This is a genomic window from Rahnella sp. R3(2024) (assembly GCF_042920125.1).
Classification (GTDB): domain Bacteria; phylum Pseudomonadota; class Gammaproteobacteria; order Enterobacterales; family Enterobacteriaceae; genus Rahnella; species Rahnella rivi.
In genome coordinates, this window is sequence record NZ_JBHGBU010000001.1 from 1782123 (window position 1) to 1806722 (window position 24600).

24 protein-coding genes are annotated in these 24600 nt (G+C 54.7%); 8 read left to right on the plus strand and 16 right to left on the minus strand.

Annotated elements, in window-relative coordinates:
* Positions 1-125 precede the first annotated feature (125 nt).
* Complete coding sequence (gene asd, locus ABSH60_RS08130) at positions 126-1229, minus strand: aspartate-semialdehyde dehydrogenase (RefSeq protein ID WP_056775255.1); 1104 nt, start codon at positions 1227-1229, stop codon at positions 126-128.
* A gap of 226 nt (positions 1230-1455) precedes the next feature.
* Between asd and ABSH60_RS08135 the strand changes: the two genes are divergently transcribed.
* Positions 1456-2049: a YhgN family NAAT transporter gene (locus tag ABSH60_RS08135; protein ID WP_056775258.1), complete on the plus strand. Its 594-nt coding sequence runs from the start codon at positions 1456-1458 to the stop codon at positions 2047-2049.
* Positions 2050-2104: 55 nt separating this feature from the next.
* On the opposite strand, the gene nadS is transcribed toward ABSH60_RS08135, so the two are convergent.
* The 3 genes from nadS to gntT all read right to left on the minus strand — a co-directional run bounded on the left by nadS (position 2105) and on the right by gntT (position 4181).
* Positions 2105-2395 (minus strand): NadS family protein, encoded by a 291-nt coding sequence (gene nadS / locus ABSH60_RS08140; protein WP_056775261.1) that lies wholly within the window; start codon positions 2393-2395, stop codon positions 2105-2107.
* Between the two features lie 15 nt (positions 2396-2410).
* Complete coding sequence (locus tag ABSH60_RS08145) at positions 2411-2734, minus strand: type II toxin-antitoxin system RelE/ParE family toxin (protein WP_122097318.1); 324 nt, start codon at positions 2732-2734, stop codon at positions 2411-2413.
* Positions 2735-2864: 130 nt separating this feature from the next.
* Positions 2865-4181, minus strand: coding sequence for a gluconate transporter (gntT, locus tag ABSH60_RS08150; RefSeq protein WP_056775264.1), 1317 nt, complete (start codon positions 4179-4181; stop codon positions 2865-2867).
* A gap of 246 nt (positions 4182-4427) precedes the next feature.
* Here gntT and ABSH60_RS08155 point away from each other — a divergent pair, with 246 nt between their 5' ends.
* A complete protein-coding gene (locus ABSH60_RS08155; protein ID WP_056775267.1) occupies positions 4428-4943 on the plus strand; it encodes a gluconokinase in 516 nt (171 codons plus the stop codon).
* A 19-nt stretch (positions 4944-4962) separates the two neighbouring features.
* Here the strand turns inward: ABSH60_RS08155 and ABSH60_RS08160 are convergent, their stop codons facing one another.
* On the minus strand, positions 4963-5325 hold the full coding sequence (locus ABSH60_RS08160; RefSeq protein WP_390973462.1) for a hypothetical protein: 363 nt from the start codon (positions 5323-5325) through the stop codon (positions 4963-4965).
* Positions 5326-5378: 53 nt separating this feature from the next.
* Here ABSH60_RS08160 and ABSH60_RS08165 point away from each other — a divergent pair, with 53 nt between their 5' ends.
* On the plus strand, positions 5379-6248 hold the full coding sequence (locus tag ABSH60_RS08165) for a phosphoribulokinase (protein WP_056775274.1): 870 nt from the start codon (positions 5379-5381) through the stop codon (positions 6246-6248).
* A 6-nt stretch (positions 6249-6254) separates the two neighbouring features.
* Here the strand turns inward: ABSH60_RS08165 and ABSH60_RS08170 are convergent, their stop codons facing one another.
* Together ABSH60_RS08170 and ABSH60_RS08175 are read right to left on the minus strand one after the other, a co-directional pair.
* Positions 6255-7439, minus strand: coding sequence for an amidohydrolase (locus ABSH60_RS08170; protein WP_390973464.1), 1185 nt, complete (start codon positions 7437-7439; stop codon positions 6255-6257).
* A gap of 15 nt (positions 7440-7454) precedes the next feature.
* Positions 7455-8645, minus strand: coding sequence for an MFS transporter (locus ABSH60_RS08175; RefSeq protein ID WP_390973466.1), 1191 nt, complete (start codon positions 8643-8645; stop codon positions 7455-7457).
* A 192-nt stretch (positions 8646-8837) separates the two neighbouring features.
* Here ABSH60_RS08175 and ABSH60_RS08180 point away from each other — a divergent pair, with 192 nt between their 5' ends.
* On the plus strand, positions 8838-9749 hold the full coding sequence (locus ABSH60_RS08180) for a LysR substrate-binding domain-containing protein (RefSeq protein ID WP_390973468.1): 912 nt from the start codon (positions 8838-8840) through the stop codon (positions 9747-9749).
* A gap of 1 nt (position 9750) precedes the next feature.
* Here ABSH60_RS08180 and ABSH60_RS08185 read toward each other — a convergent pair whose 3' ends face one another.
* The gene (locus ABSH60_RS08185; RefSeq protein ID WP_122097314.1) at positions 9751-10158 is read right to left on the minus strand and encodes an OsmC family protein; all 408 of its coding nucleotides are present in this window, start codon (positions 10156-10158) and stop codon (positions 9751-9753) included.
* A gap of 362 nt (positions 10159-10520) precedes the next feature.
* On the opposite strand from ABSH60_RS08185, the gene crp reads away from it, so the two are divergent.
* Entirely contained in the window at positions 10521-11153 is a 633-nt protein-coding gene (gene crp, locus ABSH60_RS08190; protein WP_056775291.1) for a cAMP-activated global transcriptional regulator CRP, read from the plus strand.
* A 61-nt stretch (positions 11154-11214) separates the two neighbouring features.
* The gene (locus tag ABSH60_RS08195) at positions 11215-13290 is read left to right on the plus strand and encodes a YccS/YhfK family putative transporter (RefSeq protein WP_390973471.1); all 2076 of its coding nucleotides are present in this window, start codon (positions 11215-11217) and stop codon (positions 13288-13290) included.
* Between the two features lie 163 nt (positions 13291-13453).
* Here ABSH60_RS08195 and ABSH60_RS08200 read toward each other — a convergent pair whose 3' ends face one another.
* The 8 genes from ABSH60_RS08200 to ABSH60_RS08235 form a co-directional block, all read right to left on the minus strand.
* A complete protein-coding gene (locus tag ABSH60_RS08200) occupies positions 13454-14671 on the minus strand; it encodes an aspartate aminotransferase family protein (protein WP_056775301.1) in 1218 nt (405 codons plus the stop codon).
* Between the two features lie 122 nt (positions 14672-14793).
* Positions 14794-15369, minus strand: coding sequence for an aminodeoxychorismate synthase component II (locus ABSH60_RS08205; protein ID WP_390973473.1), 576 nt, complete (start codon positions 15367-15369; stop codon positions 14794-14796).
* A gap of 95 nt (positions 15370-15464) precedes the next feature.
* A complete protein-coding gene (locus tag ABSH60_RS08210; RefSeq protein WP_122097311.1) occupies positions 15465-16067 on the minus strand; it encodes a putative adenosine monophosphate-protein transferase Fic in 603 nt (200 codons plus the stop codon).
* On the minus strand, positions 16057-16227 hold the full coding sequence (locus ABSH60_RS08215; RefSeq protein ID WP_072158094.1) for a YhfG family protein: 171 nt from the start codon (positions 16225-16227) through the stop codon (positions 16057-16059). Before ABSH60_RS08215 ends, ABSH60_RS08210 begins: the two co-directional genes overlap by 11 nt.
* A 96-nt stretch (positions 16228-16323) precedes the next feature.
* The gene (locus ABSH60_RS08220; protein WP_390973476.1) at positions 16324-17529 is read right to left on the minus strand and encodes a DUF4432 family protein; all 1206 of its coding nucleotides are present in this window, start codon (positions 17527-17529) and stop codon (positions 16324-16326) included.
* Positions 17530-17771: 242 nt separating this feature from the next.
* Complete coding sequence (locus tag ABSH60_RS08225; RefSeq protein ID WP_390973478.1) at positions 17772-19295, minus strand: helicase HerA-like domain-containing protein; 1524 nt, start codon at positions 19293-19295, stop codon at positions 17772-17774.
* A gap of 136 nt (positions 19296-19431) precedes the next feature.
* Positions 19432-19998 (minus strand): peptidylprolyl isomerase A, encoded by a 567-nt coding sequence (gene ppiA / locus ABSH60_RS08230; protein ID WP_056775319.1) that lies wholly within the window; start codon positions 19996-19998, stop codon positions 19432-19434.
* A gap of 144 nt (positions 19999-20142) precedes the next feature.
* Complete coding sequence (locus ABSH60_RS08235) at positions 20143-21426, minus strand: cytosine deaminase (protein WP_390973480.1); 1284 nt, start codon at positions 21424-21426, stop codon at positions 20143-20145.
* A gap of 211 nt (positions 21427-21637) precedes the next feature.
* Here ABSH60_RS08235 and nirB point away from each other — a divergent pair, with 211 nt between their 5' ends.
* Positions 21638-24190 (plus strand): nitrite reductase large subunit NirB, encoded by a 2553-nt coding sequence (gene nirB / locus ABSH60_RS08240; RefSeq protein ID WP_390973482.1) that lies wholly within the window; start codon positions 21638-21640, stop codon positions 24188-24190.
* Positions 24187-24537, plus strand: coding sequence for a nitrite reductase small subunit NirD (gene nirD / locus ABSH60_RS08245; RefSeq protein WP_056775329.1), 351 nt, complete (start codon positions 24187-24189; stop codon positions 24535-24537). Before nirB ends, nirD begins: the two co-directional genes overlap by 4 nt.
* The last annotated feature ends 63 nt before the right edge of the window (positions 24538-24600 follow it).

The window sequence follows — 24600 nt, forward strand, 5'->3', positions numbered from 1 at the left end:
GCGCTGGCAAAATGCGGATAAACGGTGAAGTGGTTGATGACTGGAATAAAAACGGGACACCGTGCTGGCATCCCGTGGGTAAATCATAAAGATGAAAACAAGACAGTTTTCAACATACAGGCCTGTTAGAGCAAAATACGCAGCATACGGCGTAAAGGCTCTGCCGCGCCCCACAACAACTGGTCGCCGACGGTAAACGCAGACAGGTATTGCGGGCCCATATTCAGTTTACGCAGACGTCCAACCGGGGTGTTCATGGTGCCCGTAACCGCCGCAGGCGTCAGTTCACGCATCGACAGTTCACGGTCATTTGGGATCACGCGAACCCAGTCGTTGTGCGTCGCCAGCATTTGCTCAATCTCAGGGATCGACACGTCTTTTTTCAGCTTCAGCGTGAATGCCTGGCTGTGGCAGCGCAACGCGCCGATACGGACACACAAGCCGTCCACCGGAATGATGCTTGAGGTGCCGAGAATTTTGTTGGTTTCTGCCTGACCTTTCCACTCTTCTTTGGTCTGGCCGTTATCCAGCTGTTTGTCGATCCACGGGATCAGACCGCCCGCCAGCGGAACACCGAAGTTATCGGTTGGCAGCGTGCCACTGCGGGTCAGCGCGGTGACTTTACGTTCGATATCCAGAATGGCAGAGGCCGGATTTTCCAGCTCTTTCGCCACGCTGTTGTGCAGCATGCCCATTTGGGTCAGCAGTTCACGCATGTGGCGCGCACCGCCGCCGGATGCCGCCTGATAAGTGGCAACCGAAGCCCACTCAATCAGGTCATTGGCAAACAGGCCGCCGAGAGACATCAGCATCAGGCTGACGGTACAGTTACCGCCCACAAAAGTTTTGATGCCTTTGTCGATACCCTGGTGGATCACCGCGCTGTTCACCGGGTCGAGGATGATTATCGCGTCATCCTTCATTCTCAGAGAGGATGCTGCGTCGATCCAGTAGCCGGACCAACCGATTTCACGCAGCTTAGGATAGATTTCATTGGTATAATCGCCGCCCTGACAGGTGATGATAATGTCCAGCGCGCTCAGTGCATCCAGATCATAGGCATCCTGTAAGGTGCCACTCTGGCCCGTAAAGTCTGGAGCGGCCTGGCCATGCTGAGAGGTCGAAAAGAATACCGGACGGATAGCGTCGAAATCGCGTTCTTCAATCATGCGTTGCATGAGTACAGAACCGACCATCCCGCGCCAGCCAACGAAACCTACATTTTTCATAATATCTGTCCTGCCCTGAGGGTGATAACTGCTTAAAACGGCTTGAACGCGCGTTTGCACTAAGACAGTGCCTGTTTTCATGCACTCTGCCCCGTTAACGCGCGGGTCTACCACCTTACAAAATGCACCAGAAGTGGCAAGTGAATTTAATCAATAGTGCAGCGTTTAATAGCAGCACAACTTATAACAGGCGTTTTCAAAAGCCGAACTTTCATCTGAGGTAGTCATGACCGAAATGATTTCAGCAACAATTTTGCTGTTTCTGATTATGGATCCATTGGGCAATTTACCGATTTTCATGTCGGTGTTAAAACATCTCGACCCGAAACGCCGCCGCGTCGTACTCATCCGCGAAATGCTGATCGCCCTGCTGCTGATGCTGATTTTCCTGTTCGCCGGGGAAAAAATCCTGTCGTTCCTGAATTTACGTACTGAAACCGTGTCGATTTCCGGCGGTATCATTCTGTTCCTGATCGCCATCAAAATGATTTTCCCTTCTGAAGAAAAAAGCAGCACGGGCCTGTCAGCCGGTGAAGAACCTTTCCTCGTCCCGATGGCTATTCCGCTGGTCGCCGGTCCGTCGATCCTTGCCACGCTGATGCTGCTTTCACACCAGTATCCGAACCAGATGAGCCACCTGACACTGGCCCTGTTTATTGCATGGGGACTGTCAATGGCCATCCTCCTGCTGTCGAATTTGTTCCTGCGCCTGCTGGGTGATAAAGGCGTCAGCGCCCTTGAACGCCTGATGGGCCTGATTCTGGTCATGCTCTCCACGCAGATGTTCCTCGATGGCATCAGGGCGTATTTGAAGATTTAACGGAAAGAAGAAACAAAAAAGGCGAGCCAACTGGCTCGCCTTTTCGTTATCTGTGTCAAATCGTTTTAAGCGTCTGGATAATTTGCGGGTTCAGTTCCAGCATTTTCAATAATTTAAGTGCTGCGCCATTGGGCAAACGTTTTTGTTGCTCCCACGCCTGAACCAGTGAAGGAGACACGCCAAGCAACCGCGCAAATTCATCCTGTTTAACACCCGCTTTGGTGCGAATTTGTTTTACTTCAGGCATCGCAACACGCGTGATATTTGCAGGTGCCATCTCGCCTCTGCGAATCGCAGCCATCTCTTCAGCGGATTGCCTTAACTCTTCAAACAATTCACTCTTCATGGTCTATCTCCTGTGTCACGACAGACTTTGTACAATGCTTTTCAACATCGATTTCTCGTTTTCCGTGAGGGAGTCCTTCTCACTCTTCGGATACACCAGCAGCATGAAAATCTGACCATCAGCGCATAGATAATAATAAATCGCCCGCACACCCGCACGCTTCCCGCGCCCCTGATTACCCCAGCGGATTTTTCTGCATCCCCCCGTACCGACAATTAACGCCCCTGCATCAGGATAATGTGTAAGGTATTCCTGAAACAGGCGATATTCCTCCTCAGTCAGGAGTTCTTTGCATGTACGGCTAAACGTTGGGGTTTCAATAAACTCCAGATATTCCATATGACTCATTCCCTGACTCAAGATGGCGGGATAATACTCTCACAGGGTAAGAGTTCAACGCGAGGTTTTTCTCATCACAAACAAAAAAGGCGAGCCCGCTGGCTCGCCTTTTTTATGACGGTTTTTACCGTTACACCACCATCGAGAGCAGCAAACATCCGCCCAGGCCGCACAGGGAAATGATGGTTTCCAGCACGGACCAGGATTTGAAGGTTTCGACGATGCTCAGGTTGAAATACTCCTTGAACAGCCAGAAACCCGGATCGTTAACGTGCGAGAAAATCACGCTGCCGGAACCGACGGCAATAACCATCAGTTCCGGGCTAACGCCGGTGGTAGCGATGAGCGGTGCGGCGATACCGCCAGCCGTGATTGCTGCCACCGTGGCAGACCCGAGCGCAATACGCAGAACCGCTGCAATTGACCAGGCCAGCAGGATAGGTGACAGCGTGCTACCATCCATCATCGCAGCGATATATTTCTCGATACCACTGTCGACCAGCACCTGTTTGAACGCCCCGCCACCGCCGATAATCAACAGCATCATCGCAATGATTTTGATGGAATCGCTGACCGTTTCCATCACATCTTCCATCTTGCGACCACGATTCAGGCCGAAGGTGAAGATTGCGATCAGCACAGCAATCAGCGTCGCCATTACCGGATCACCGAAGAACTCTGCGTAAGCCAGCACCGGATGCCCTTTCGGCAAAATCATTTCGCAAACTGCGCGAAACGCCATCAAAATCACCGGCACCAGAGAAGTCGCGACGCTGACGCCGAAGCTCGGCATTTCTTCTTCAGTAAACGTTTTCGGGTTGAAGAGGCCTTCCGGCACAGGTTTGTCGATGCCTTTCAGGAAGCGGGCGTACACCGGTCCGGCCAGAATCACCGTCGGCACGGCCAGCAGTGAACCGTACAACAGCGTTTTCCCCATATCGGCGTGGAAGATAGTCGCGATAGCCGTCGGCCCCGGGTGCGGAGGCAGGAAACCGTGGGTCACTGACAACGCTGCCGCCATCGGCACACCGACGTACAGCAGTGGCAGACGCGCCGCTGCCGCCACGGTGAAGACCAGTGGCAACATCAGAACGAAGCCCACTTCATAGAACAACGCAAAACCGACGATAAAACCGGTCAGTACGATCGCCCACTGAATGTGTTCACGGCCAAATTTTTCGATAAGCGTGGTGGCAATCCGTTGTGCGCCCCCGCAGTCGGCCAGCATTTTACCGAGCATGGCACCAAAGCCCATGATCAGCGCCAGACTGCCGAGCGTGCCGCCCACCCCGTTTTTAATGGAGGTGATGACTTTATCGACCGGCATGCCTTGCATGATACCCACAGCCAGCGCGACCAGAATCAGTGCGATGAAGCCGTTGAGCTTAAAGCGGATCATCAGTAACAACAGCAGTGCGACGCCCACCGCTACAATAACTAGTGGCATATTCTTCCCCTCATGCTGTCGCTCTGGCGCAGAAACCCAACGAGCGACGCATTGATTTTAATTTTCAACATGTTGTAGGAATTAACAGTGCAACGGGTACAGACCGCGACCGCTAAAACAGCAGTGCATTCCTTTGTGATATTAGTCACATCTCCATTTGTTACCGGTATCATGATACCGGTAACATGCTAATATTAGGACTCACTACGCAGTCAAAATTTTCATTTTGGGATAGAGATCATACTTATGGCAGGACAAAGCATCATTCTGATGGGCGTGTCAGGCAGCGGTAAATCCACCGTCGGCGCGGCACTGGCCCGTGAAATCAACGCGAAATTCATCGACGGTGATGATCTTCATCCCCGCGCCAACATTCAAAAAATGGCCAGCGGCACGCCACTGAACGACGACGATCGTGCGCCGTGGTTATTACGCTTAAATGACGCCGCCTACAGCCTGCGCCATAAAAATGAAACGGGCGTGATTGTCTGTTCCGCCCTGAAACGCCGCTATCGCGACGCGCTGCGTAAAGACAACGAAGGGATGGTATTCATCTACATGAAAGGCAGTTTCGACGTGATCGCCGACCGCCTGAAAGCCCGCGCCGGACACTTCATGCCGACTGATTTACTGAGAAGCCAGTTCGACGCGCTCGAAGAGCCGGGCGAAGACGAACCGGATGTCTTACGCGTCAATATTGACCATAAATTTGACGGCGTGGTCGACCGCTGCGTCGCAGCGTTGAAGACGGTAAAAAAGTAGTTTTCCGCATCCCGCTTGTTCAGAAATCCCCGGCCTGCACCGGGGGTTTTTTATTCCTTTCCCTGCTTTCTTCCTGAACTGCCCTCTTTTTCACAACGATCATACAGACCGGATTTTCACTGCTGAGGACACACCTCAGGCTTCGCCGCCAGGGCTGCCAGCGGCTGTTCGAAACCTGCCAACGGCGCGCGGACCGTATCGTAAAAATGATGATTTTGCCGTCGTTATCGGGCATTTGATGGATAAAGACGACCTGAGAAATCAGGGAAAAAATGCCGGTTGCGGGCGGCTGAAATAACCGGTCGTCGCCTGTCACTTCACGAATAAATATGGTAACAATAGGCGTAATTATGCGCAGCGATGACGCCAGGTCTTCGATCACAGAAAGGGCCGCGTCGCGCCTGCCAGCATCACCTTTACGGAGAACAGCGCAATATGTCAGCCAAACACCCTGTTATTGCAGTCACCGGTTCGAGCGGTGCGGGCACCACCACCACCAGCGTGGCGTTTCGTAAGATTTTCCAACAACTTGGCCTGCGCGCGGCTGAGCTCGAAGGCGACAGTTTCCATCATTTCACCCGCCCTGAAATGGACGCCGCCATCCGCAAGGCGCGCGATCTCGGGCGTCATATCAGCTATTTCGGGCCGGAAGCCAATGACTTCGGCTTACTGGAAAAAAGCTTCATTGAATACGGTAATACCGGCACCGGGCGCTCCCGTAAATATCTGCATACTTATGACGAAGCTGTTCCCTACAATCAGGTGCCGGGCACCTTTACGCCGTGGCAGGCGCTGCCGGAACCGACGGACATTTTATTTTATGAAGGTCTGCACGGCGGTGTGGTGGCTGACAAAATTGACGTCGCCGCGCAGGTTGATTTGCTGGTCGGCGTGGTGCCTATCGTCAACCTTGAGTGGATCCAGAAACTGGTGCGCGATACCGGCGAGCGCGGGCATTCCCGTGAGGCGGTGATGGATTCGGTCGTGCGCTCGATGGATGACTACATCAACTACATCACCCCGCAATTTTCCCGCACCCACATTAACTTTCAGCGTGTGCCGACCATCGACACCTCCAACCCGTTTGCCGCAAAAGCCATCCCTTCACTGGATGAAAGTTTTGTGGTGATCCACTTCCAGGGGCTGGATGACATTGATTTCCCTTACCTGCTGGCGATGATCCAGGGCTCGTTTATCTCTCAGATTAAAACGCTGGTGGTGCCGGGTGGCAAAATGGGGCTGGCAATGGAGCTGATTATGGCGCCGCTGGTGCAGCGCCTGATGGAAGGTAAGAAAATCGAGTAAGCGGGCTCAGGCGTCGTTCATCAGTAAATGCTGAATGAAGCCAACATGCAGTTTTACGCCAATCTGCATCGCCTCTTCGTCGAGGCGAAAACGCGGATTATGCACGCCATACGTCGCGCCGATCTTCTCGTTACCGCTGCCGATAAAGAGGAAACAGCCGGGCACTTTTTGCTGATAGGAAGAGAAATCTTCGCCACCAAACAGCGGCTGGCTGATTTCACGCAGCGCCTGTGTGCCTACCGTTTTGGCAATCACCTGACGCGCAATCGCACAGGCGTCAGGATGGTTATCTCCGTTGACGTAACCACGCGTCCAGCGCAGTTCATACTGCGCGCCGTGCGCGGCGGTAATCCCCGAAATAATCTGCTCCATCAATTGCGGCACCTGCTCGCGTACCGTGCTGTGATGGGTGCGCAGCGTACCGGCGAGTTTTACCCGCTCCGGGATCACATTATAACTTTCGCCCGTCTGGAAGGTGGCGATGGTCAGCACCGGCACCTGAAGCGGGTCGATACGGCGGGCCACCACGTTTTGCAGCGCCGTCACCACTTCAGCGCCAATCACTACAGGATCCACGCACAGATGTGGCATCGAACCATGACCGCCTTTGCCGGTAATGGTGATGTCGAAATTATCCGTAGAAGCGCAGAACACGCCCTCTTTCAGCCCTACTTCGCCGGTCGGGGAGTTTGGCATCACATGCAGGCCGAAGATTTTCTCAACGCCGTCCAGCACACCTAAATCCACCAGTTCCTGCGCGCCGCCCGGTGGAAGCTCTTCCGCATGCTGAAAGATAAACCTCACCGAGCCGTGCAGCGCAGGCTGGCATTGCGTCAGCACTTTCGCCGCACCCAGCAGCATCGCAGTATGGGCATCATGGCCGCAGGCGTGCATCACGCCGGGCACCGTCGAGCAGAAGGGTTCGTCGTTTTCTTCCTGAATCGGTAAGGCATCAATGTCCGCGCGCAGCGCATATTTCGGCCCCGGATGTGCGCCCTGTAAATCGGCCACCACGCTGTTGGGCGTCAGCCGCGTCAGGGTCAGGCCGCCAAAATCTTCCAGCTGACGGGCGATATAATCCGCCGTGTTATGCTCCTGAAATGACAGCTCAGGATGAGCATGAAGATGTCTGCGCCAGCGCAGCACGTCCGCCCGGACATCAGCCAGCATCGCCTCGAAATTAAAAGTCATCACACTTCTCCTCAGTTAAGCCGCATCACGCAGCGTTGCGCGCGGTTTCATCGCCAGCGGCAGGATCGCCAGACCGGCAACCACCATCGCCAGCGCCAGAAAAACAAACGTCGAGAGATATCCGTGACTGACGCTGATCAGATATCCCATCGCTATCGGTGCCACAAATCCGCCGAGTGTTCCGCCAGTGTTAATCAGCCCCATCGCCGCCCCCATCACCTCAGCGGGCAGGCGTTTCATCGGCAGCGTAAAGACCGTAACAAATGACGCCATCAGGAAAACGTAGCCGAGGAACAGACATAAACCGGCGGTCACCGCCGACGTTGAGGTGTACACCAGCCAGATGCACACGGCACTGAGCAAGGTGCAGCAGAAAATCACTTTCGGCTCGTTGCCCTGCATATAACGCCCGACCAGCCAGCCTGTCGCCAGCGACGAAATCCAGATCCCCAGCCCGCCGGTGGCAACCACCATCCCGGAGACGTCGAGCGACATGCCCCGCTGCTGCACCAGATACTTCGGCAGCCACGCCATCAGGCCATAAGAAGGAATGTTGATGCAGAAAATCGAGACGAACAGCAGTAAAACAATCGGATTCTTCAGCAACTCATGATATCCGGTTTTCACCCCTGTACGGGCCTGCACTTTCGGCGGATCAGGCACCAGCAGGACAATCGCAGCCGCAATGGCAAAGGCCAGCAGACCGAGAATCGAGAACGATCCGCGCCAGCCGAGGGTATCGAGTGCACGGACGGCGATGAGCGGCCCGGCGGTCATCGCCAGCCCGGCGGAGGAGAGCAGAATGGACTGGGCGAAGGTACGTTGTTCGAGGGCGAAGTTGGACACCACGGCTTTTGCGCAGGAACAGGGGTAACCAGAATGGCCGATGCCTGAAAGAAAGCGAAACGTCACCAGCAGCCCCAGACCAAAGCCCAGTGCGCCGAAACATAAGGCGAAGCCCCCGAGAAGAAACAACGATATCGCCAGCACTTTTTTATAGCCAAACCGGTCATTCAGCCAGCCGGCGGGAATTTGAAACAGCGAATAGGCGAGGAAGAACATCCCGGTGATGTAGCCCAGTTGCTGCGGCTGAAGAGTAAATTCGCGCTCTATCGGCAACAGCGCAAAGCCCATCACCGTTTTGTCGATATACACCACGACATAGCCCACGAACAGCAGGAAAATCATCAGGGAACGACTTTTCATAGCGGATATCCCTTTTTGTTATCACCACGTCAGAAGTTCTCACTGTCGGGCGAAAGATAAAATGCGACATACGTCACGTAATCAACTGAATAACAACGCATTATTTTAACAACCCTGACGCTATCAGCTTTACAGTGCGGCCATAAGATGCAATTTTTGGGCGGGTGATGCTTTTTACTGATAGGGATCGGGATGCGCTATTTGCCGAAATTACAGCAACTGAAGGTTTTCCAGCAGGTTATCCGCAGCGGCAGTATTCGCGGTGCGGCGCGGGCGATGAATCAGTCACAACCGGCGGTCAGCAGAACGTTGCGGGAACTGGAACACACCCTCGATACGCAGCTGATTGTGCGCGGCAATCAGGGCATGGCGCTGACCGAAACTGGACGCGCATTTGCCCAGCGGATGCAGTTCATCCTTGAAGAACTGGAACGCGCAGCAGAAGAAATTCAGCAAATTAATCAGTATTCGCAGGGGTCGGTGGCGATAGGTTTTTCTTCACTGCTGGCGCTGACGGTTTTTCCGGCACTGAATGAGGGGTTCAAAACCCAGTTTCCGCAGTCGAAATTGCTGATCAAAGAAGGTCAGCTTTCGGTGCTGTTACCGGCGCTGCGCGAAGGCCGGCTGGATTTTGCCGTCGGCACCGTCGGGCCGGGCTTTCCGCTGGAGGATCTGGTGCGCGAACCGCTGTTTAACGCACCGTTTGGCATCATCGCGCGGCGCGGTCATCCGCTGGCACACGCCACCTCGCTTGAGGAACTGCATGAGGCGCGCTGGGTACTGCCGGAAACGGACATGGGGTATTACCCGCAATTGCAGCTTTCGATGGGCGGATTGCATCCGCCGTTCGCAGAAACGCCGGTGCGAACGGATTCGGTAGTGTGCGGGCTAAATATGGTGTTGCAGTCAGATTACCTGACCATTGTTGCGCGGGCGATGCGGGCGCCTTTTGGATTGCAGGATAAGCTGTGTCTGCTCAATATCGACACCCTGCCACAGGCGGAATACTGCGTACTTTATTCGCAAAAATCGCCGCTGACGTTTGCCGCGCGGCGATTTTTGGATTTACTGCGTCATCAGTGCCAGACGTATGACTGGTCGTGACTTATTCGACGTTAACCACTTCAAAACTGTGGGTGATCGAGGCGGCTTTGCCCAGCATCAGAGAAACGGAACAATATTTCTCAGCTGACAGGCTGACGGCGCGCTCCACAACCTTATCAGTCAGGTCCTTACCGGTGACGATGAAGTGCAGATTGATGTGTGTGAACAAACGCGGTGCTTCTTCGCGACGTTCTGACGTCAGTTTCACTTCACAGTCACGGACATCGCTGCGGCCTTTTTGCAATATCGACACCACGTCGATCGCGCTACAGCCGCCCGCTGACATCAGCAACATTTCCATCGGGCTCGGTGCTTTATCACCGGCATTCCCGTCCATTAAAACCTGATGACCCGACGCGGATTCACCTAAAAACGTCAGACCTTCCACCCATTTTACGCGTGCGTGCATTTGCTTATCTCCTGGCGTTCTTATTCATCAAATTTTCACCCCAGAGTACCCTTTCACCTAAAAACTGGCAACGTAACCCGATCGCCATCATGCTGAAGCGAGACAACACAAGACAGCATTGCAAACCTGTGTTACAAACAAAGCCGAAACATACTTTCCAGTAAATTGCGGTGACGGTTTTCGCGGTTTAAGAACAGAACCCAAGGTGATAACAGCAATTAACAGGCTGTTTCACTCCGACATCCGCTTGCAGCATTTCTGGTGAGTTACATGCTGATAGGGCGCATTAATATTCAGACGCCGTACAGGGAACTCTGAGCCCTGTGATTTTGGGCAGCGATAATAACAGAGGATAATAGCAAATGGTTCTCGGCAAGCCACAAACAGACCCGACACTTGAATGGTTCCTGTCTCACTGTCATATACATAAGTATCCTTCTAAAAGTACGCTGATTCACCAGGGTGAAAAAGCCGAAACGCTGTACTACATCGTGAAAGGGTCGGTTGCCGTCCTGATTAAAGATGAAGAAGGCAAAGAGATGATACTTTCCTACCTTAACCAAGGTGACTTCATCGGCGAGCTGGGACTCTTCGAAGAAGGTCAGGAACGCAGTGCCTGGGTACGTGCTAAAACTGCCTGCGAAGTGGCTGAAATTTCTTATAAAAAATTCCGCCAGCTGATTCAGGTTAACCCGGACATTTTGATGCGCCTCTCCGCGCAGATGGCAAACCGTCTGCAAATGACGTCAGAGAAAGTCGGTAACCTTGCTTTCCTCGACGTAACGGGCCGTATCGCTCAGACCTTATTGAATCTGGCCAAACAGCCAGATGCCATGACCCACCCGGACGGGATGCAGATTAAAATTACCCGCCAGGAAATCGGTCAGATCGTCGGTTGCTCCCGTGAAACCGTCGGCCGTATTCTCAAGATGCTGGAAGATCAGAGCCTGATCTCCGCACACGGTAAAACGATTGTCGTTTACGGCACACGTTAATCCCTCAAAAAAAGGCGCGACAGCTTACTGTCGCGCCTTTTTTATGGGCTAAGCTTCATCCATGACGCTATGGCGAAGGCTGTTTTATCATCCCGAAGTGAACTATGCACTGCGTCAGACGCTGGTGTTATGTCTGCCGGTCGGCCTCTGCTGGCTGTTTGGGAATCTGCAAATGGGCCTGTTGTTTTCCCTCTGCCCTGCCTGCTGTAACGTCGCCGGTCTTGATACTCCCCACAAACGCTTTTTCAAACGTCTCATTATTGGTGGTGCTCTGTTTGCGCTGGGCAGCATTCTGCTGCAAGTGATGCTGACCGGGTGGCACCTCCCGCTGCCGCTGATCATGCTGTCGCTGGCATTATTACTGGGCGTCACCGGCGAAATCAGCCCGCTCCATGCGCGTCTGTTGCCCGGTGCCTTGGTGGCGACCATCTTTACCCTGAGCATGGTGGGCGTCAGGCCGATGTGGCAGGCACCCGCGCTGTTTGCCGCAGGCACCGCCTGGTACGGCCTGTTTAACTGGGCGTGGTTTCGCATATCAAAAGAACAACCGATGCGCGAAACCCTCAGTCAGCTGTATTTGCAACTGGCGGATTATTTCGAAGCTAAATACAGCCTGCTGACACAGCATACCGACCCTGAAACCGCATTGCCGCCGCTGCTCAAGCGCCAGCAACAGGTCATCGATCTTATCGCCCTGCTTTATCAGCAGCTGCACATGCTGCCGCAGCACGGACATCATCATCACTACAAGCGGCTGTTTCAGCGTTTTCAGGTGGCGCTGGATTTGCAGGAGCACATTACCGTCAGCCTGCATCAGCCGGAAGAAGTGCAAAAGCTGGTGGAAGAGAGCCATGCGGAAGCGGTGATCCGCCGTAATGCTCAGGTGATTTCAGCCCGTCTGCGGGTGATTGCTGACGACATTCTTTACCACCGTCTTTCCGGGCGTTTTACCATGGCGAACGAACTGGCGGCGCTGGAGAAAATTGCCGCACGCAATCCGGATAATCCGGTCGGCCAGTTCTGTTATTACCATTTCAGCCGCATCGCACGCCTGCTGCGTACCCAGAGGCCATTGTACCGGCGCGATCTGATGAATACTCAGCCACGCCTGCCTTTCTGGCCCGCACTGAAAAGCTATTTGTCCTTTAAATCCATTGCCCTGCGCAATGCCGCACGTCTCGGCATTATTCTGGCGTTAGGCAGCAGCCTCGGGTTGTTCTTCAATCTGCCGAAACCTTACTGGATTTTGCTGACCATCATGCTGGTCAGTCAGAACGGTTATAACGCCACCCGCGTGCGCATTCAGCACCGTGCGCTCGGCACGCTGGCGGGATTGCTGATCGCCGCTGCCCTGCTGAAACTGGAGCTGCCCGAGGGCGTCACGCTGCTGTGTATGCTGCTGATTACGCTGATATCGTACACGGTGTTGCGGAAAAACTACGGGCTGGCGATGGTGGGTATGACGGTGACGGCGGTGTATACGCTCCAGCTTCTGGCGATGAATGGCGTGCATTTTCTGGTGCCCCGGCTTATCGATACTCTGATCGGCTGCGCCCTCGCCTTCGGCGGTACGATCTGGCTGTGGCCTCAGTGGCAGAGCGGATTGCTGCGACAAAATGCCCATCAGGCGCTGGAAGCCGATCAGGAAGCGATCCGGTTGTTACTGCAGGATAATCCGGATACCGTCAAACTGGCGTACGCCCGAATGCAGGTCAATCAGGCCCACAACAAGCTGTTTACCTCGCTGAATCAGGCGATGCAGGAACCGGGGTTTAACTCGCATTATCTGACGGATATGCGTTTGTGGGTAACGCACAGCCAGTTTGTGGTCGAGCATATTAACGCGATGACCATTCTCGCCCGCGAGCATTACATGCTGCCGGAAAAACTGGCGACGGAGTATTTACAAACCTGCGAAATCGCGCTGCAAAGCTGTCAGCAACGTTTGCTCTACGACGGGCCGGGCAGCGAGAACAATCTGTTCAATGCGCCTGAACTACACCCGGATATGCCGCTGACCGAGATGGAACGCCACCTGCGACGCGTAATTTCGCATCTCAGCGTGATGCATACGATTTCGTCACTGGCGTGGAAGCAGAGGCCGCATCATGGGATCTGGCTGACGCGCAAGGCGTGAAGGGGAATGCCCTTTCAAATTCCGGTTTTTACTGTCTTGCAGCCAGCCGGTCTTTTAAAACTGACCGGCGCTATTTCGATTTCTCGGGTGCGGAGGCCACGCACTCGCCGCTGGTTAAAACCGACTGAGTACATTTCGGTGTTAACCAGCGGTGTAGCAGGGCTCACCCCCCGCAAACTTTCCCCACCGCTTTCTCAAACCGCTGCATCCCTTCTTCAATATCCGCGAAGTCGATAACCAGCGATGGCGCAAACCGCATTACGTTCGGTCCGGCCACCAGCATCATGAGGCCGAATTCAGCGGCGGCGGCGTGGAACTCGCCCGCGCGGTTTTTGAAGGCATCCGACAGCTCGGCTCCAATCAGTAATCCCTGACCACGGAATTCTTTGAAGATGTGATATTTCTGGTTGATGGCCTCCAGCGCGCTGATGAATTTCTCGCGACGCTCGTCGATACCCGCCAGCACTTCCGGGGTGTTGATGATATCCAGAGCCGCTTCAGCCACGGCACAGGCCAGCGGGTTACCGCCGTAAGTGGTGCCGTGTTTGCCCGGCTCCATCACGGAGGCCACGTCTTCGGTTGCCAGCATCGCTGAAACCGGGAAGCCGCCGCCCAGCGCTTTGGCGGTGGTCAGAATGTCCGGCGTCACACCGTAATGCATGTAGCTGAAGAGTTTGCCGCTGCGGCCCATGCCGCTTTGTACTTCGTCCAGCACCAGCAGCGCCTGATGTTTGTCGCACAACTCGCGCAGACCTTGCAGGAATTCCTGGGTGGCAGGCGTCACTCCGCCCTCGCCTTGCACCGGCTCAACCACAATGGCGCAGGTGTGATCGTCGATGACCGCTTTGACCGCGTCCAGATCGTTAAACGGCACGTGGACGATATCAGCCGGTTTCGGGCCAAAGCCGTCGGAGTATTTTGGCTGACCGCCCACAGACACGGTGAACAGCGTGCGGCCATGGAAGGCGTTATGGAAAGCGATGATCTTACTTTTGTACGGGCTGTGACGGTGCGAGGCGTAGTAGCGCGCCAGTTTAAAGGCCGCTTCGTTGGCTTCCGCGCCGGAGTTGGCGAAAAATACGCGGTCAGCAAAGGTGGCGTCGATCAGCTTCTGAGCCAGTCGCAACGCGGGTTCGTTGGTGAACACATTGCTCACGTGCCACAGCGTTTCGCCCTGCTCGTGTAATGCTTTCACCAGTGCAGGATGGCAATGCCCGAGCGCCGTCACGGCAATCCCCCCGGCGAAATCAACATACTCTTTGCCCTGCTGATCCCACACGCGGCTGCCTTTACCCTTCACCGGAATAAATTTAGCAGGTGAATAAATCGGCAAAATCACTTTGTCGAACGTGCTCCGGTCTACCGCTGATTTTTCTGCCATAACCCTTTCCCTTACTGCCGTTAACATGAAAATATAATCACAAAATATGCATAAAAAATCACAAACAGGCAAACGGTAATCGCACCTGATGGGTAAGTAATTTTTTCGGCAGAATTAACTGATTATATTTTAAGGAAATTATTCAGAAGCTGGTGCCCCTGTTCGCTCAGAATGCTTTCCGGATGGAACTGAACGCCATGCAGCGGAAGGGTTTTGTGCATGATGCCCATGATTTCGTCGCGGGCGCCTTCACGTTCTGTCCACGCGGTGACGTCAAAACAGTCTGGCAACGTGTCGGGGGCAATCACCAGAGAGTGATAACGCGTGACGGTCAGCGGGTTATTCAGCCCGCTAAACACGCTGTTGCCGGTGTGGCGGATGGGCGACGTTTTGCCGTGAATCGCCTGACGGGCGCGCACGATGTTCGCACCGAACGCCTGTGCCATCGCCTGATGCCCAAGGCATACGCCAAGCACCGGTAAGCGCGTCGAGAAATGCGTAATGGCTTTCAGGGAAATCCCGGCCTGATCGGGCGTGCAGGGGCCGGGGGAAATCACCAGATGCGACGGCGAGAGTTGCTCAATGTCGACGAGGGTCAGCTGATCGTTACGCATCACTTTCACCTCTGCGCCCAGCTCGCAAAAATACTGATAGAGGTTGTAAGTGAAGGAGTCGTAGTTGTCGATCAGCAGCAGCATAGTGTTCCCGGTAAAGTCGAAAATTTACCGGGCAATTCTACGCATTTTTCCGTGCAGGCTTCAGCACTTTCTGGGAATGTTTTACCGGCAGAAAGTCAGTGGTCGTCGGCTATTTCGCTGATCACGGTGCTGAAAATCGCCACCAGATCAGATTCATCGCCAAACACGGCAGTTTTGTTGGCCTCTATCCACCGCTCCCTTCCAACATTCGCCCACTGAATGTCATAACCGGCATGGATAACCAGCTGCTCGGTGAAAATCCTCAGTGCGCGCCCGTTGCCGTCGCGGAAAGGATGCAGCAAGTTCAGTCCGGTGTAGTAATGCGCCAGCCGTTCGGCAAACTGATCAAGTGGCAGGCCGACGAGAAACTCTTCGTCTTCCAGTTCCTGCATCAGGGCATTGCCTTCCTTTTCGATATAGCCGAAATGGCAAAACTGGGTGTCGTCTTTATAGATATCGATTTCGCGGAACTCGCCCGCCCACGGATAGATATCCTGAAACAGAGACAGATGGATGGCGCACAGGTGCGGCAGCCCCATGACCGAGGGGCCGAGAGGCATCACTGCCGCCCGCAACGCCGTGAAGGCCAGCTCGGCTTCCCGCAGGCGGTGTGCCTCGCGGATTTCCAGCCTGTTTTTCAATACGTTAATGCCGCGATAGTAGTAAGGGTCGGCACCGGCCACCAGTTTATCGTTCATAGTGCCCCCTCAGCTCGGCCAGACGCTGTGCAATCTGGTCGTTATCTAACGTGACAACCTCAACCTGCAGGCCATCCAGCGCGCTGCTGGCCTGAAAGTTTTGCCGCTGCCGTTCCCGAAAGAGTTTTTCCTGCTGTCTGAGCGTGGTTTTCTTCGCCATCGTTTCCTCCCTGGCACAGCCATTAGGGCGCATACCTTGTGGAGTTAAGTATAGACAGAGAAAAAAGGGCGCCACGTGCGGCGCCCTAAACTCAGATTATTCAACGGCGATCGGTTGATCGCTGATCTCCGTTTTCTGTTCGCCCTGCAACGTTTTCACCCGTTGCTCAAGCTGCTGAACGGCTTTGGCATCCGGCAGCAGTGAGTATTTCAGCTCAAACACCGTGCTCTGACCCGGCTGCAACTGTTTAACGCGGCCTTGCTTACGTTCGATGGTCACCGGATAGGCGTAATTGGTGCCCGGTTCGATGCCGGTGACGTAACCTTGTTTCAACGTGTCGGTGTTTTTCCACAGCGTCAGCAGTGGCAACTGATGGGTGTTGAACTCAATCGAGGCGCCTTTATCACCCGCTTTGTTGACCACCCCGGCCACGGTTTTGCCCTGTGCATCCGCCAGCGGCACCATGTTAAACACCATTTCGTCGAAGCCTTTGGTCGGCCCGGCGTAGGTTTGCCAGTCGGTCAGCCCTTTTTTGGCGTAGTCATTGAACGGTGAAATGGACTTCAGCGGCGCGATAAAGCGGGCACCCTGTTCAAGGATCGGCTGACCAAAGTTGCTGTGATAGATGATCTGATAATCGTGCGGATAGTCAGAGGCGTTGGTCAGCGTGTCATGGATAGTCCAGGACTGGCTGCCCGGCACGTAACGCAACTCTGTCCAGGTTTCGAGCCTGGCTTTCTTAAACGTGTTCTCTTTCAGCAGGCCGCGTACGGTGATTTCAAACGGCGCTTTGTCGGCAATCTCAATCTCTACCTTCGACGCGGGCGTATTGCCTGCGCGGCCATGCAAGGTGTAAATCATACCGTCGGCAGTCACCGGATGGCCGGTCCATTCAAAGCCGCAGCGCACCATCATTTCGTTGAAACCTTCCAGCCAACCCACACCGTTGCGGCTTTCCAGATTGATATACGCCGGGTTCACCACTTCCTGAACCGGCGAATCCCAGCCTAAACGAATGTTATCGCCGGTGACGTGCAGTAAATCCATCCCGCGCGTCGGGCTGAGGGCGATTGTCAGCCCTTTACTGGTGATAGTGATGACTTTGGAGCCTTCCTGTTTGCCGCCATGCAGTACTTTTTGTGCGATGCTGAAATCCGCGCCGGCAAGATTCAGCTTTTTGCTGTCAGTCTTCCAGTTTCCCAGTTCCGTACCGGCTTCAGCATCCGTCAGCACGATAGTTTGTGCAGCAGCCTGCCACGAAAAAAGCCCCATCACGATCCCGGTTACGAGTAATTTTTTCACATTCACTCCTTTTTGCTGAATTGATTTAGCCCAAAAGCAATTCAGCCTACAAAGCCCGTCAGGTGAAAAACGTGACAGCCTTCACTTCGCCGGGTTTTTCATCAAAAACAGCCACAGTAACGTGCATTGAACGACACATTGAGATGTCACGAAGGGAATGTTGCACTCAAAAATGCGAGGTCAGGCGGGAATTGAACAGGAGAAGCTGACGCGATTCAGCTTCTCCTGTTAAGTGAAGAGCGTTACTTTTTACGGCCACCCATAATGGAGCCGAGCACTCCGCGTAAAATCTGACGCCCCAGGTCGCGCGCAATACTTTTCGCCGCCACCTGCACCACGCCGTCGCGTTTGCCACCGCGCGGGCCGGTGCTGCCGAACAGCAAATCATTCAGGCCTCCCATCAGTCCGCCGCCGGAAGCACCTTCCGCCGAAGGTTTGGCGGAGGCGGTTGATTGCGGCGTGGCGACCGTGCCAAAGCCCTGTGCGGTGATTTTTTCGTAAGCGGATTCCCGGTCAATGCTGTCTTCGTAGCGGCCATACAGCGGCGACTGATTGATGGCTTTATTGCGTTCGTCATCGCCCAGCATGCCCATTTTAGATTCCGGCGCGATCACCATCGCCCGCTGCACCACCTCAGGACGCCCTTTTTCATCCAGGAATGACACCAGCGCTTCGCCCACGCCCAGTTCGGTAATTGCCGTTTCAGCATCAAATGCCGGATTGGCGCGCAGCGTTTGTGCCGCCGCCTTCACCGCTTTCTGGTCACGCGGCGTAAAGGCGCGCAGGGCATGCTGCACACGGTTGCCGAGCTGCCCGAGCACGCTGTCTGGAATATCCAGCGGATTCTGCGTGACGAAGTAAATCCCGACGCCTTTCGAGCGGATCAGACGCACCACCTGCTCGATTTTGGTCAGCAATGCCTGCGGCGCGTCATTGAACAGCAGATGCGCTTCATCAAAGAAAAACACCAGCTTCGGCTGTTCCGGATCGCCCACTTCAGGCAGATGTTCGAACAGCTCGGCCAGCAGCCACAACAGAAAAACCGAGTAGAGTTTCGGCTGATTAATCAGCTTATCCGCCGCCAGCAGATTGATCACACCGTGGCCGTTTTTATCGGTTTTCATCAGGTCATTGATCTCCAGCATCGGCTCGCCGAAGAACTGGTTGGCGCCCTGACCTTCCAGCGTCAGCAGCCCGCGCTGGATAGCCCCGATGGACGCTGTGGAGATGTTGCCGTACTGCGTCTGGAACTGTTTCGCGTTCTCGCCGGCGAACTGCACCATGGCACGCAAATCTTTCATGTCGAGCAGCAAAAGGCCGTTGTCGTCGGCAATCTTAAACACCAGCTGCAATACGCCGCTCTGCACCTCATTAAGATCCAACAAACGCGCCAGCAACAGCGGGCCGAGATCTGAAACCGTGGCACGGATCGGATGGCCTTTTTCGCCAAAAATATCCCATGGAATAATGCTGCACGCCTGCGGCTGCCAGTCGGTCACGCCGATGTTATTCAGCCGCGCGGTGAGTTTTTCCGACGGCACACCTGCGGCGCCAATCCCTGATAGATCCCCTTTCACATCGGCCAGAAAAACCGGAATGCCGATGCGCGAAAACTGTTCGGCCATGCGTTGCAGCGTGACGGTTTTACCGGTGCCGGTCGCGCCGGTAATCAGGCCATGCCGGTTCGCCAGCGCAGGCAGGATCATCAGATCCTGTACCGGTTGACCTTCACTCATGGCTTTCGCAATCAGACGGGCTTCACTCATTTCATTATCCTTGACGTGGGCGCGGGGCGTTTATTAAAACCTATTCGTCAGCGGGATGGGCGTCAAGAAATGGACATGAAAAAGCCCCCGGATCCGGAGGCTTTATAGAAAGGAACAAAAGGGTCGGAAATAAAGCTTATGGCAGCACTTTCGCAGACAAGATCACGATAGGCGTTGTCGGGACGTTCTGGTACGGGCCGACGTTGTCGGTTTTGACCTGAGACATCTTGTCTACAATATCCATCCCTTTGACGACTTTACCGAAAACGGCGTAACCGAAATCACGCTGGCCGTGATCGAGGAAGGCGTTGTCTGCCACGTTGATGAAGAACTGGCTGGTGGCGCTGTCTTTATCGGCGGTACGCGCCATCGCGACGGTGCCGCGCAGGTTACGCAGGCCGTTATCCGCTTCGTTCTTGATAGGTGCTTTGGTGGCTTTCTGCTGCATGTCCGCGGAGAAGCCGCCGCCCTGCACCATAAAACCTGGGATTACGCGATGGAATACGGTGTTGTTATAGAAACCGCTCTGGGCGTAATCAACAAAATTCTTCACAGAAACCGGTGCTTTCGCACTGTCGAGTTCCAGTTCGATATTCCCTGCTGAAGTCGTCAGCATTACGTGAGTTTCACCGGCAGCAAAAACTGGCGACACAGCAGTCAGGGATAGCAGCGCAGTTAAGGCCACTAAAGTACGTTTAAACATGACGGTTCCTTTCTCGTGAATACAAACAGCAGATCTTACTGATTCTAAAGAGCCTTTACGCTCAGCGCCAGACCTTTACCTTTATTTACGCTCAAGGCTAATTATTCAGTTATTTCAAAATATTACATAAGATTTTTCGCGCGTTTAACTGTTGAAATCTACGGGATAATCTTGCTCAAGATGAATGATAGTTTGTGCAGGCTGAGTTTGCGAAATCACCACGCCCTGACGAACAGAGAACCGCACCGGCGTCTGGCGGCGCACGGCATCGAAACCACTCTCCGCCGCTAAAATCACCAGGCTGGCCGCATTGCCTGCCTTCAGGTCATAGCCTTGCAAATTCATGGTACGGGCGCTGTAGGTGGTGATGAGCTTCAGGCCGTCGTCAATTTGCTGGTAGCCCATCAGCTGGCAAACGTGCAGCCCCATGTGCAGTACCTGCAACATATTGGCGGTGCCCAGCGGATACCACGGGTCAAACACATCATCGTGGCCGAAACAGACGTTAATCCCCGCCTCCAGCATCTCTTTCACCCGCGTGATACCGCGCCGTTTAGGGTAAGTATCGAACCGGCCCTGCAGGTGGATATTCACCAGCGGATTGGCGACAAAGTTAATGCCTGACATTTTCAGCAAACGGAACAGACGCGAGGTGTATGCGCCGTTGTAAGAGTGCATCGCGGTGGTGTGGCTGGCGGTCACGCGTTCGCCCATGTTTTCACGTAACGCCAGCGCGGCGACGGTTTCCACAAAGCGCGATTGTTCGTCGTCAATCTCATCGCAATGCACGTCGATAAGCTTGTTGTATTTTTTCGCCAGCGCGAAGGTTTTATGCAGCGATTCCACGCCGTATTCGCGGGTGAATTCAAAGTGCGGAATAGCCCCGACGACGTCGGCACCCAGCTTCAGCGCCTCTTCCAGCAGGGCTTCACCGTTCGGGTAGGACATAATGCCTTCCTGCGGAAAGGCCACGATTTGCAGCGTCACCCACGGCGCGACTTCAGCTTTCACCTCCAGCATGGCTTTGAGCGCGGTGAGCGTCGGATCGGACACGTCCACGTGCGTGCGCACATGCTGGATGCCGTTAGCGATCTGCCACTTCAGCGTCTGCCAGGAGCGCTGTTTGACGTCCTCATGCGAAAGCAGCGCCTTACGCTCTGCCCAGCGTTCAATCCCTTCAAACAGCGTACCAGACTGATTCCACGCGGGCTGACCGGCGGTTTGTGTGGTGTCGAGATGGATATGCGGCTCGATAAACGGCGGGATTGCCAGCCCCCCCTGCGCATCCAGGATGTGCTCACCCTGCGCGTCACTGTCAGGCTGGGAAATAATCTGACGAACGACGCCGTCTTCGATATCGATCTGCCACAGGCCTTCGCGGTCAGGCATCCGGACATTTTTAATGGTACGCAAAGGGGTTTTCGTCACGCTCTACCTCGTGGTTTCAGAAAGTGTTTGAGGAAATGCAATAACAGAACAATAGCCCGAAACTGTTTATAAATCGAAAGGTTACATAAAAACCTAACAAAATCAGACAAATACTACCTAAGGAGTATATTGGGAGCGGCTTGATTTGCATCAATACCCCCTGTTACGCGCGCGTTATGTTTAGCCTTAGAAAATCAAAATTGAGGCAATTATGAGCAAAGTCAGACTCGCGATTATTGGTAACGGCATGGTCGGCCATCGCTTTATCGAAGACTTACTGGATAAAGCAGAGCCGGGCCAGTTCGAGATCACGGTATTTTGTGAAGAACCGCGCGTGGCCTATGACCGCGTCCATCTCTCCTCCTATTTCTCCCACCATACCGCCGAAGAGTTGTCACTGGTGCGCGAAGGGTTCTACGAGAAGCATAACGTCAACGTGCTGATTGGCGAACGCGCCATCACGCTGAACCGCAAAGAGAAAGTGATCCACTCCAGCAGCGGCCGCACGGTGGTTTACGACAAACTGATTATCGCGACGGGCTCCTACCCGTGGGTGCCTCCGATCCTCGGTTCCGACGGCCAGGATTGCTTCGTTTACCGCACCATTGAAGATTTACACGCTATCGAATCCTGCGCCCGTCGCAGTAAACGCGGCGCCGTGGTCGGCGGCGGTTTGCTCGGCCTCGAAGCCGCCGGCGCGTTGAAAAACCTCGGCGTGGAAACCCACGTGGTCGAATTCGCCCCCGGCCTGATGGCTGAACAGCTCGATGTGATGGGCGGCAGTCAGCTGCGCCAGAAAATCGAAAGCATGGGCGTACGCGTCCACACCGCAAAAAATACCAAACAGATTGTTCAGGGTGGCACCGCCGCCCGTAAAACGATGGAGTTTGCCGACGGCACCTTCCTTGAAGTCGATTTTATCGTGTTCTCCACCGGTATCCGCCCGCAGGACAAACTGGCGCGCCAGTGCGATTTAGAGATCGCCCAGCGTGGTGGCATTGTGATTAACGACCAGTGCCAGACCAGCGATCCGGACGTGTACGCAATCGGCGAATGTGCGTCGTGGAATCAGCGGACTTTCGGCCTGGTGGCGCCGGGCTACAAAATGGCGCAAGTCACCGCCGACCATTTGCTGGGTCGCGAAAATGCGTTCACCGGCGCAGACATGAGCGCCAAACTGAAACTGTTAGGCGTCGATGTGGCCGGTATTGGCGACGCACACGCCCGCACGCCGGGGGCACGCAGCTATGTGTACCTCGACGAGAACAAGGCGCTGTATAAGCGTCTGGTGGTCAGCGAAGACAATAAAACGCTGCTCGGCGCTGTGCTGGTGGGCGATACCAGCGATTATGGCAATCTGCTGCAACTGGTGCTGAACAACATTCCGCTGCCGGAAAACCCGGATGCGCTGATCCTGCCCGCCCACGCAGGCAGCGGCGGCGCGGTGATCGGCACCGATGCCCTGCCGGAAAGCGCGCAAATCTGCTCCTGCTTCGACGTCACGAAAGGCGACATCATCAAAGCGGTTCAGGGCGGCTGCCACACCATAGCAGCACTGAAATCGGCCACCAAAGCCGGGACCGGCTGCGGCGGCTGTATTCCGCTGGTCACTCAGGTGCTGAATGCTGAACTGAGTAAGCAAGGCATCGAAGTGAATCATCACCTGTGCGAACACTTCGCGTATTCACGTCAGGAGCTGTATCACCTGATCCGCGTCGAAGGCATCCGTTCGTTCGATGATTTACTGAATAAATACGGCAAAGGCTACGGCTGCGAAGTCTGTAAACCGACCGTCGGCTCGCTGCTCGCTTCCTGCTGGAATGATTACGTGCTTAAAGCACAGCACACGCCGCTGCAGGACACCAACGACGTGTTCCTCGCCAACATGCAGAAAGACGGCACTTATTCCGTCATTCCTCGTTCGCCGGGCGGTGAAATCACACCACAAGGTTTGCAGGCAATTGGCGAAATCGCGGCGGAATACAATCTTTACACCAAAATCACCGGCTCGCAGCGCATCGGGATGTTCGGCGCGCAAAAAGACGATTTGCCAGCCATCTGGCAGAAACTGATTAACGCCGGGTTCGAAACCGGTCAGGCCTACGCCAAAGCATTGCGCATGGCGAAAACCTGCGTCGGCAGCACCTGGTGCCGTTACGGCGTCGGCGACAGCCTTGGTTTCGGCATCAGCCTGGAACACCGTTACAAAGGCATCCGTACGCCGCACAAGATGAAATTCGGCGTTTCCGGCTGTACCCGTGAATGTTCTGAAGCCCAGGGCAAAGACGTCGGGATTATTGCGACGGAAAACGGCTGGAACCTGTATGTCTGCGGCAACGGCGGCATGAAACCGCGCCACGGTGATTTGCTGGCAGCAGATCTGGATAACGAGACTCTGCTGCGTTATCTCGACCGCTTCATGATGTTCTACATCCGCACCGCCGATAAGCTGCAACGCACCTCGGTCTGGATGGACAACCTTGAAGGCGGAATTGTTTACCTGCGTAAAGTCATCATCGACAACAAGCTGGGCCTGAACGATCAACTGGAAGCCGAGCTGACACGCCTGCGTGAATCAGCCGTGTGTGAATGGCAGGAAACGCTGAACGACCCGGCGGCGCAAACCCGCTTTAGCCACTTTATCAACAGCAGCCAGCGTGACCCGAACGTGCAGTTCGTCGGTGAACGTCAGCAACATCGTCCGGCGCGGCCTGACGAACGTATCCCGGTGAAACAACTCGCCGACGGGGAGGAAGTATTATGAGCCAGTGGTTAACGCTTTGTTCTGTTGAGCAGATCTTACCGGGTTGTGGCGTCTGCGCGCTCGCGGGCGATCAACAGGTTGCCCTGTTCCGCCCTTACGCTGACGAGCAGATCTTTGCCCTGTCGAACCTCGACCCGTTTGCGCAGGCCAGTGTGCTGTCACGCGGAATTATCGCGGAGCATCAGGGCGAGCTGTGGGTGGCAAGCCCGCTGAAAAAACAGCATTTTCGCCTGAGCGATGGTTTGTGCATGGAAGACGATCAGTATTCGATCCCGGCCTATGACGTGCGCGTGCGCGACGGGAATGTGGAAATCAATACCGCCCGTCTTCAGGCTGAGCGCTGTTAAACTCCGCACCGTCCACGCCGCCTCCGGGCGGCGTTTTTATCTGTTTCGCCACATCCGTTTGAT

Coding starts and splice junctions, on each gene's coding strand:
- gntT (WP_056775264.1), bottom strand. CDS start 4,181: ATGCCACTAGTTATTGTAGCGGTGGGCGTCGCACTGCTGTTGTTACTG.
- ABSH60_RS08145 (WP_122097318.1), bottom strand. CDS start 2,734: ATGGAATATCTGGAGTTTATTGAAACCCCAACGTTTAGCCGTACATGC.
- ppiA (WP_056775319.1), bottom strand. CDS start 19,998: ATGTTTAAACGTACTTTAGTGGCCTTAACTGCGCTGCTATCCCTGACT.
- ABSH60_RS08155 (WP_056775267.1), top strand. CDS start 4,428: ATGGCAGGACAAAGCATCATTCTGATGGGCGTGTCAGGCAGCGGTAAA.
- ABSH60_RS08200 (WP_056775301.1), bottom strand. CDS start 14,671: ATGGCAGAAAAATCAGCGGTAGACCGGAGCACGTTCGACAAAGTGATT.
- crp (WP_056775291.1), top strand. CDS start 10,521: ATGGTTCTCGGCAAGCCACAAACAGACCCGACACTTGAATGGTTCCTG.
- ABSH60_RS08170 (WP_390973464.1), bottom strand. CDS start 7,439: ATGACTTTTAATTTCGAGGCGATGCTGGCTGATGTCCGGGCGGACGTG.
- ABSH60_RS08225 (WP_390973478.1), bottom strand. CDS start 19,295: ATGAGTGAAGCCCGTCTGATTGCGAAAGCCATGAGTGAAGGTCAACCG.
- ABSH60_RS08180 (WP_390973468.1), top strand. CDS start 8,838: ATGCGCTATTTGCCGAAATTACAGCAACTGAAGGTTTTCCAGCAGGTT.
- ABSH60_RS08210 (WP_122097311.1), bottom strand. CDS start 16,067: ATGAACGATAAACTGGTGGCCGGTGCCGACCCTTACTACTATCGCGGC.
- ABSH60_RS08185 (WP_122097314.1), bottom strand. CDS start 10,158: ATGCACGCACGCGTAAAATGGGTGGAAGGTCTGACGTTTTTAGGTGAA.
- asd (WP_056775255.1), bottom strand. CDS start 1,229: ATGAAAAATGTAGGTTTCGTTGGCTGGCGCGGGATGGTCGGTTCTGTA.
- ABSH60_RS08165 (WP_056775274.1), top strand. CDS start 5,379: ATGTCAGCCAAACACCCTGTTATTGCAGTCACCGGTTCGAGCGGTGCG.
- nadS (WP_056775261.1), bottom strand. CDS start 2,395: ATGAAGAGTGAATTGTTTGAAGAGTTAAGGCAATCCGCTGAAGAGATG.
- ABSH60_RS08205 (WP_390973473.1), bottom strand. CDS start 15,369: ATGCTGCTGCTGATCGACAACTACGACTCCTTCACTTACAACCTCTAT.
- ABSH60_RS08175 (WP_390973466.1), bottom strand. CDS start 8,645: ATGAAAAGTCGTTCCCTGATGATTTTCCTGCTGTTCGTGGGCTATGTC.
- ABSH60_RS08135 (WP_056775258.1), top strand. CDS start 1,456: ATGACCGAAATGATTTCAGCAACAATTTTGCTGTTTCTGATTATGGAT.
- nirB (WP_390973482.1), top strand. CDS start 21,638: ATGAGCAAAGTCAGACTCGCGATTATTGGTAACGGCATGGTCGGCCAT.
- ABSH60_RS08215 (WP_072158094.1), bottom strand. CDS start 16,227: ATGGCGAAGAAAACCACGCTCAGACAGCAGGAAAAACTCTTTCGGGAA.
- ABSH60_RS08195 (WP_390973471.1), top strand. CDS start 11,215: ATGACGCTATGGCGAAGGCTGTTTTATCATCCCGAAGTGAACTATGCA.
- nirD (WP_056775329.1), top strand. CDS start 24,187: ATGAGCCAGTGGTTAACGCTTTGTTCTGTTGAGCAGATCTTACCGGGT.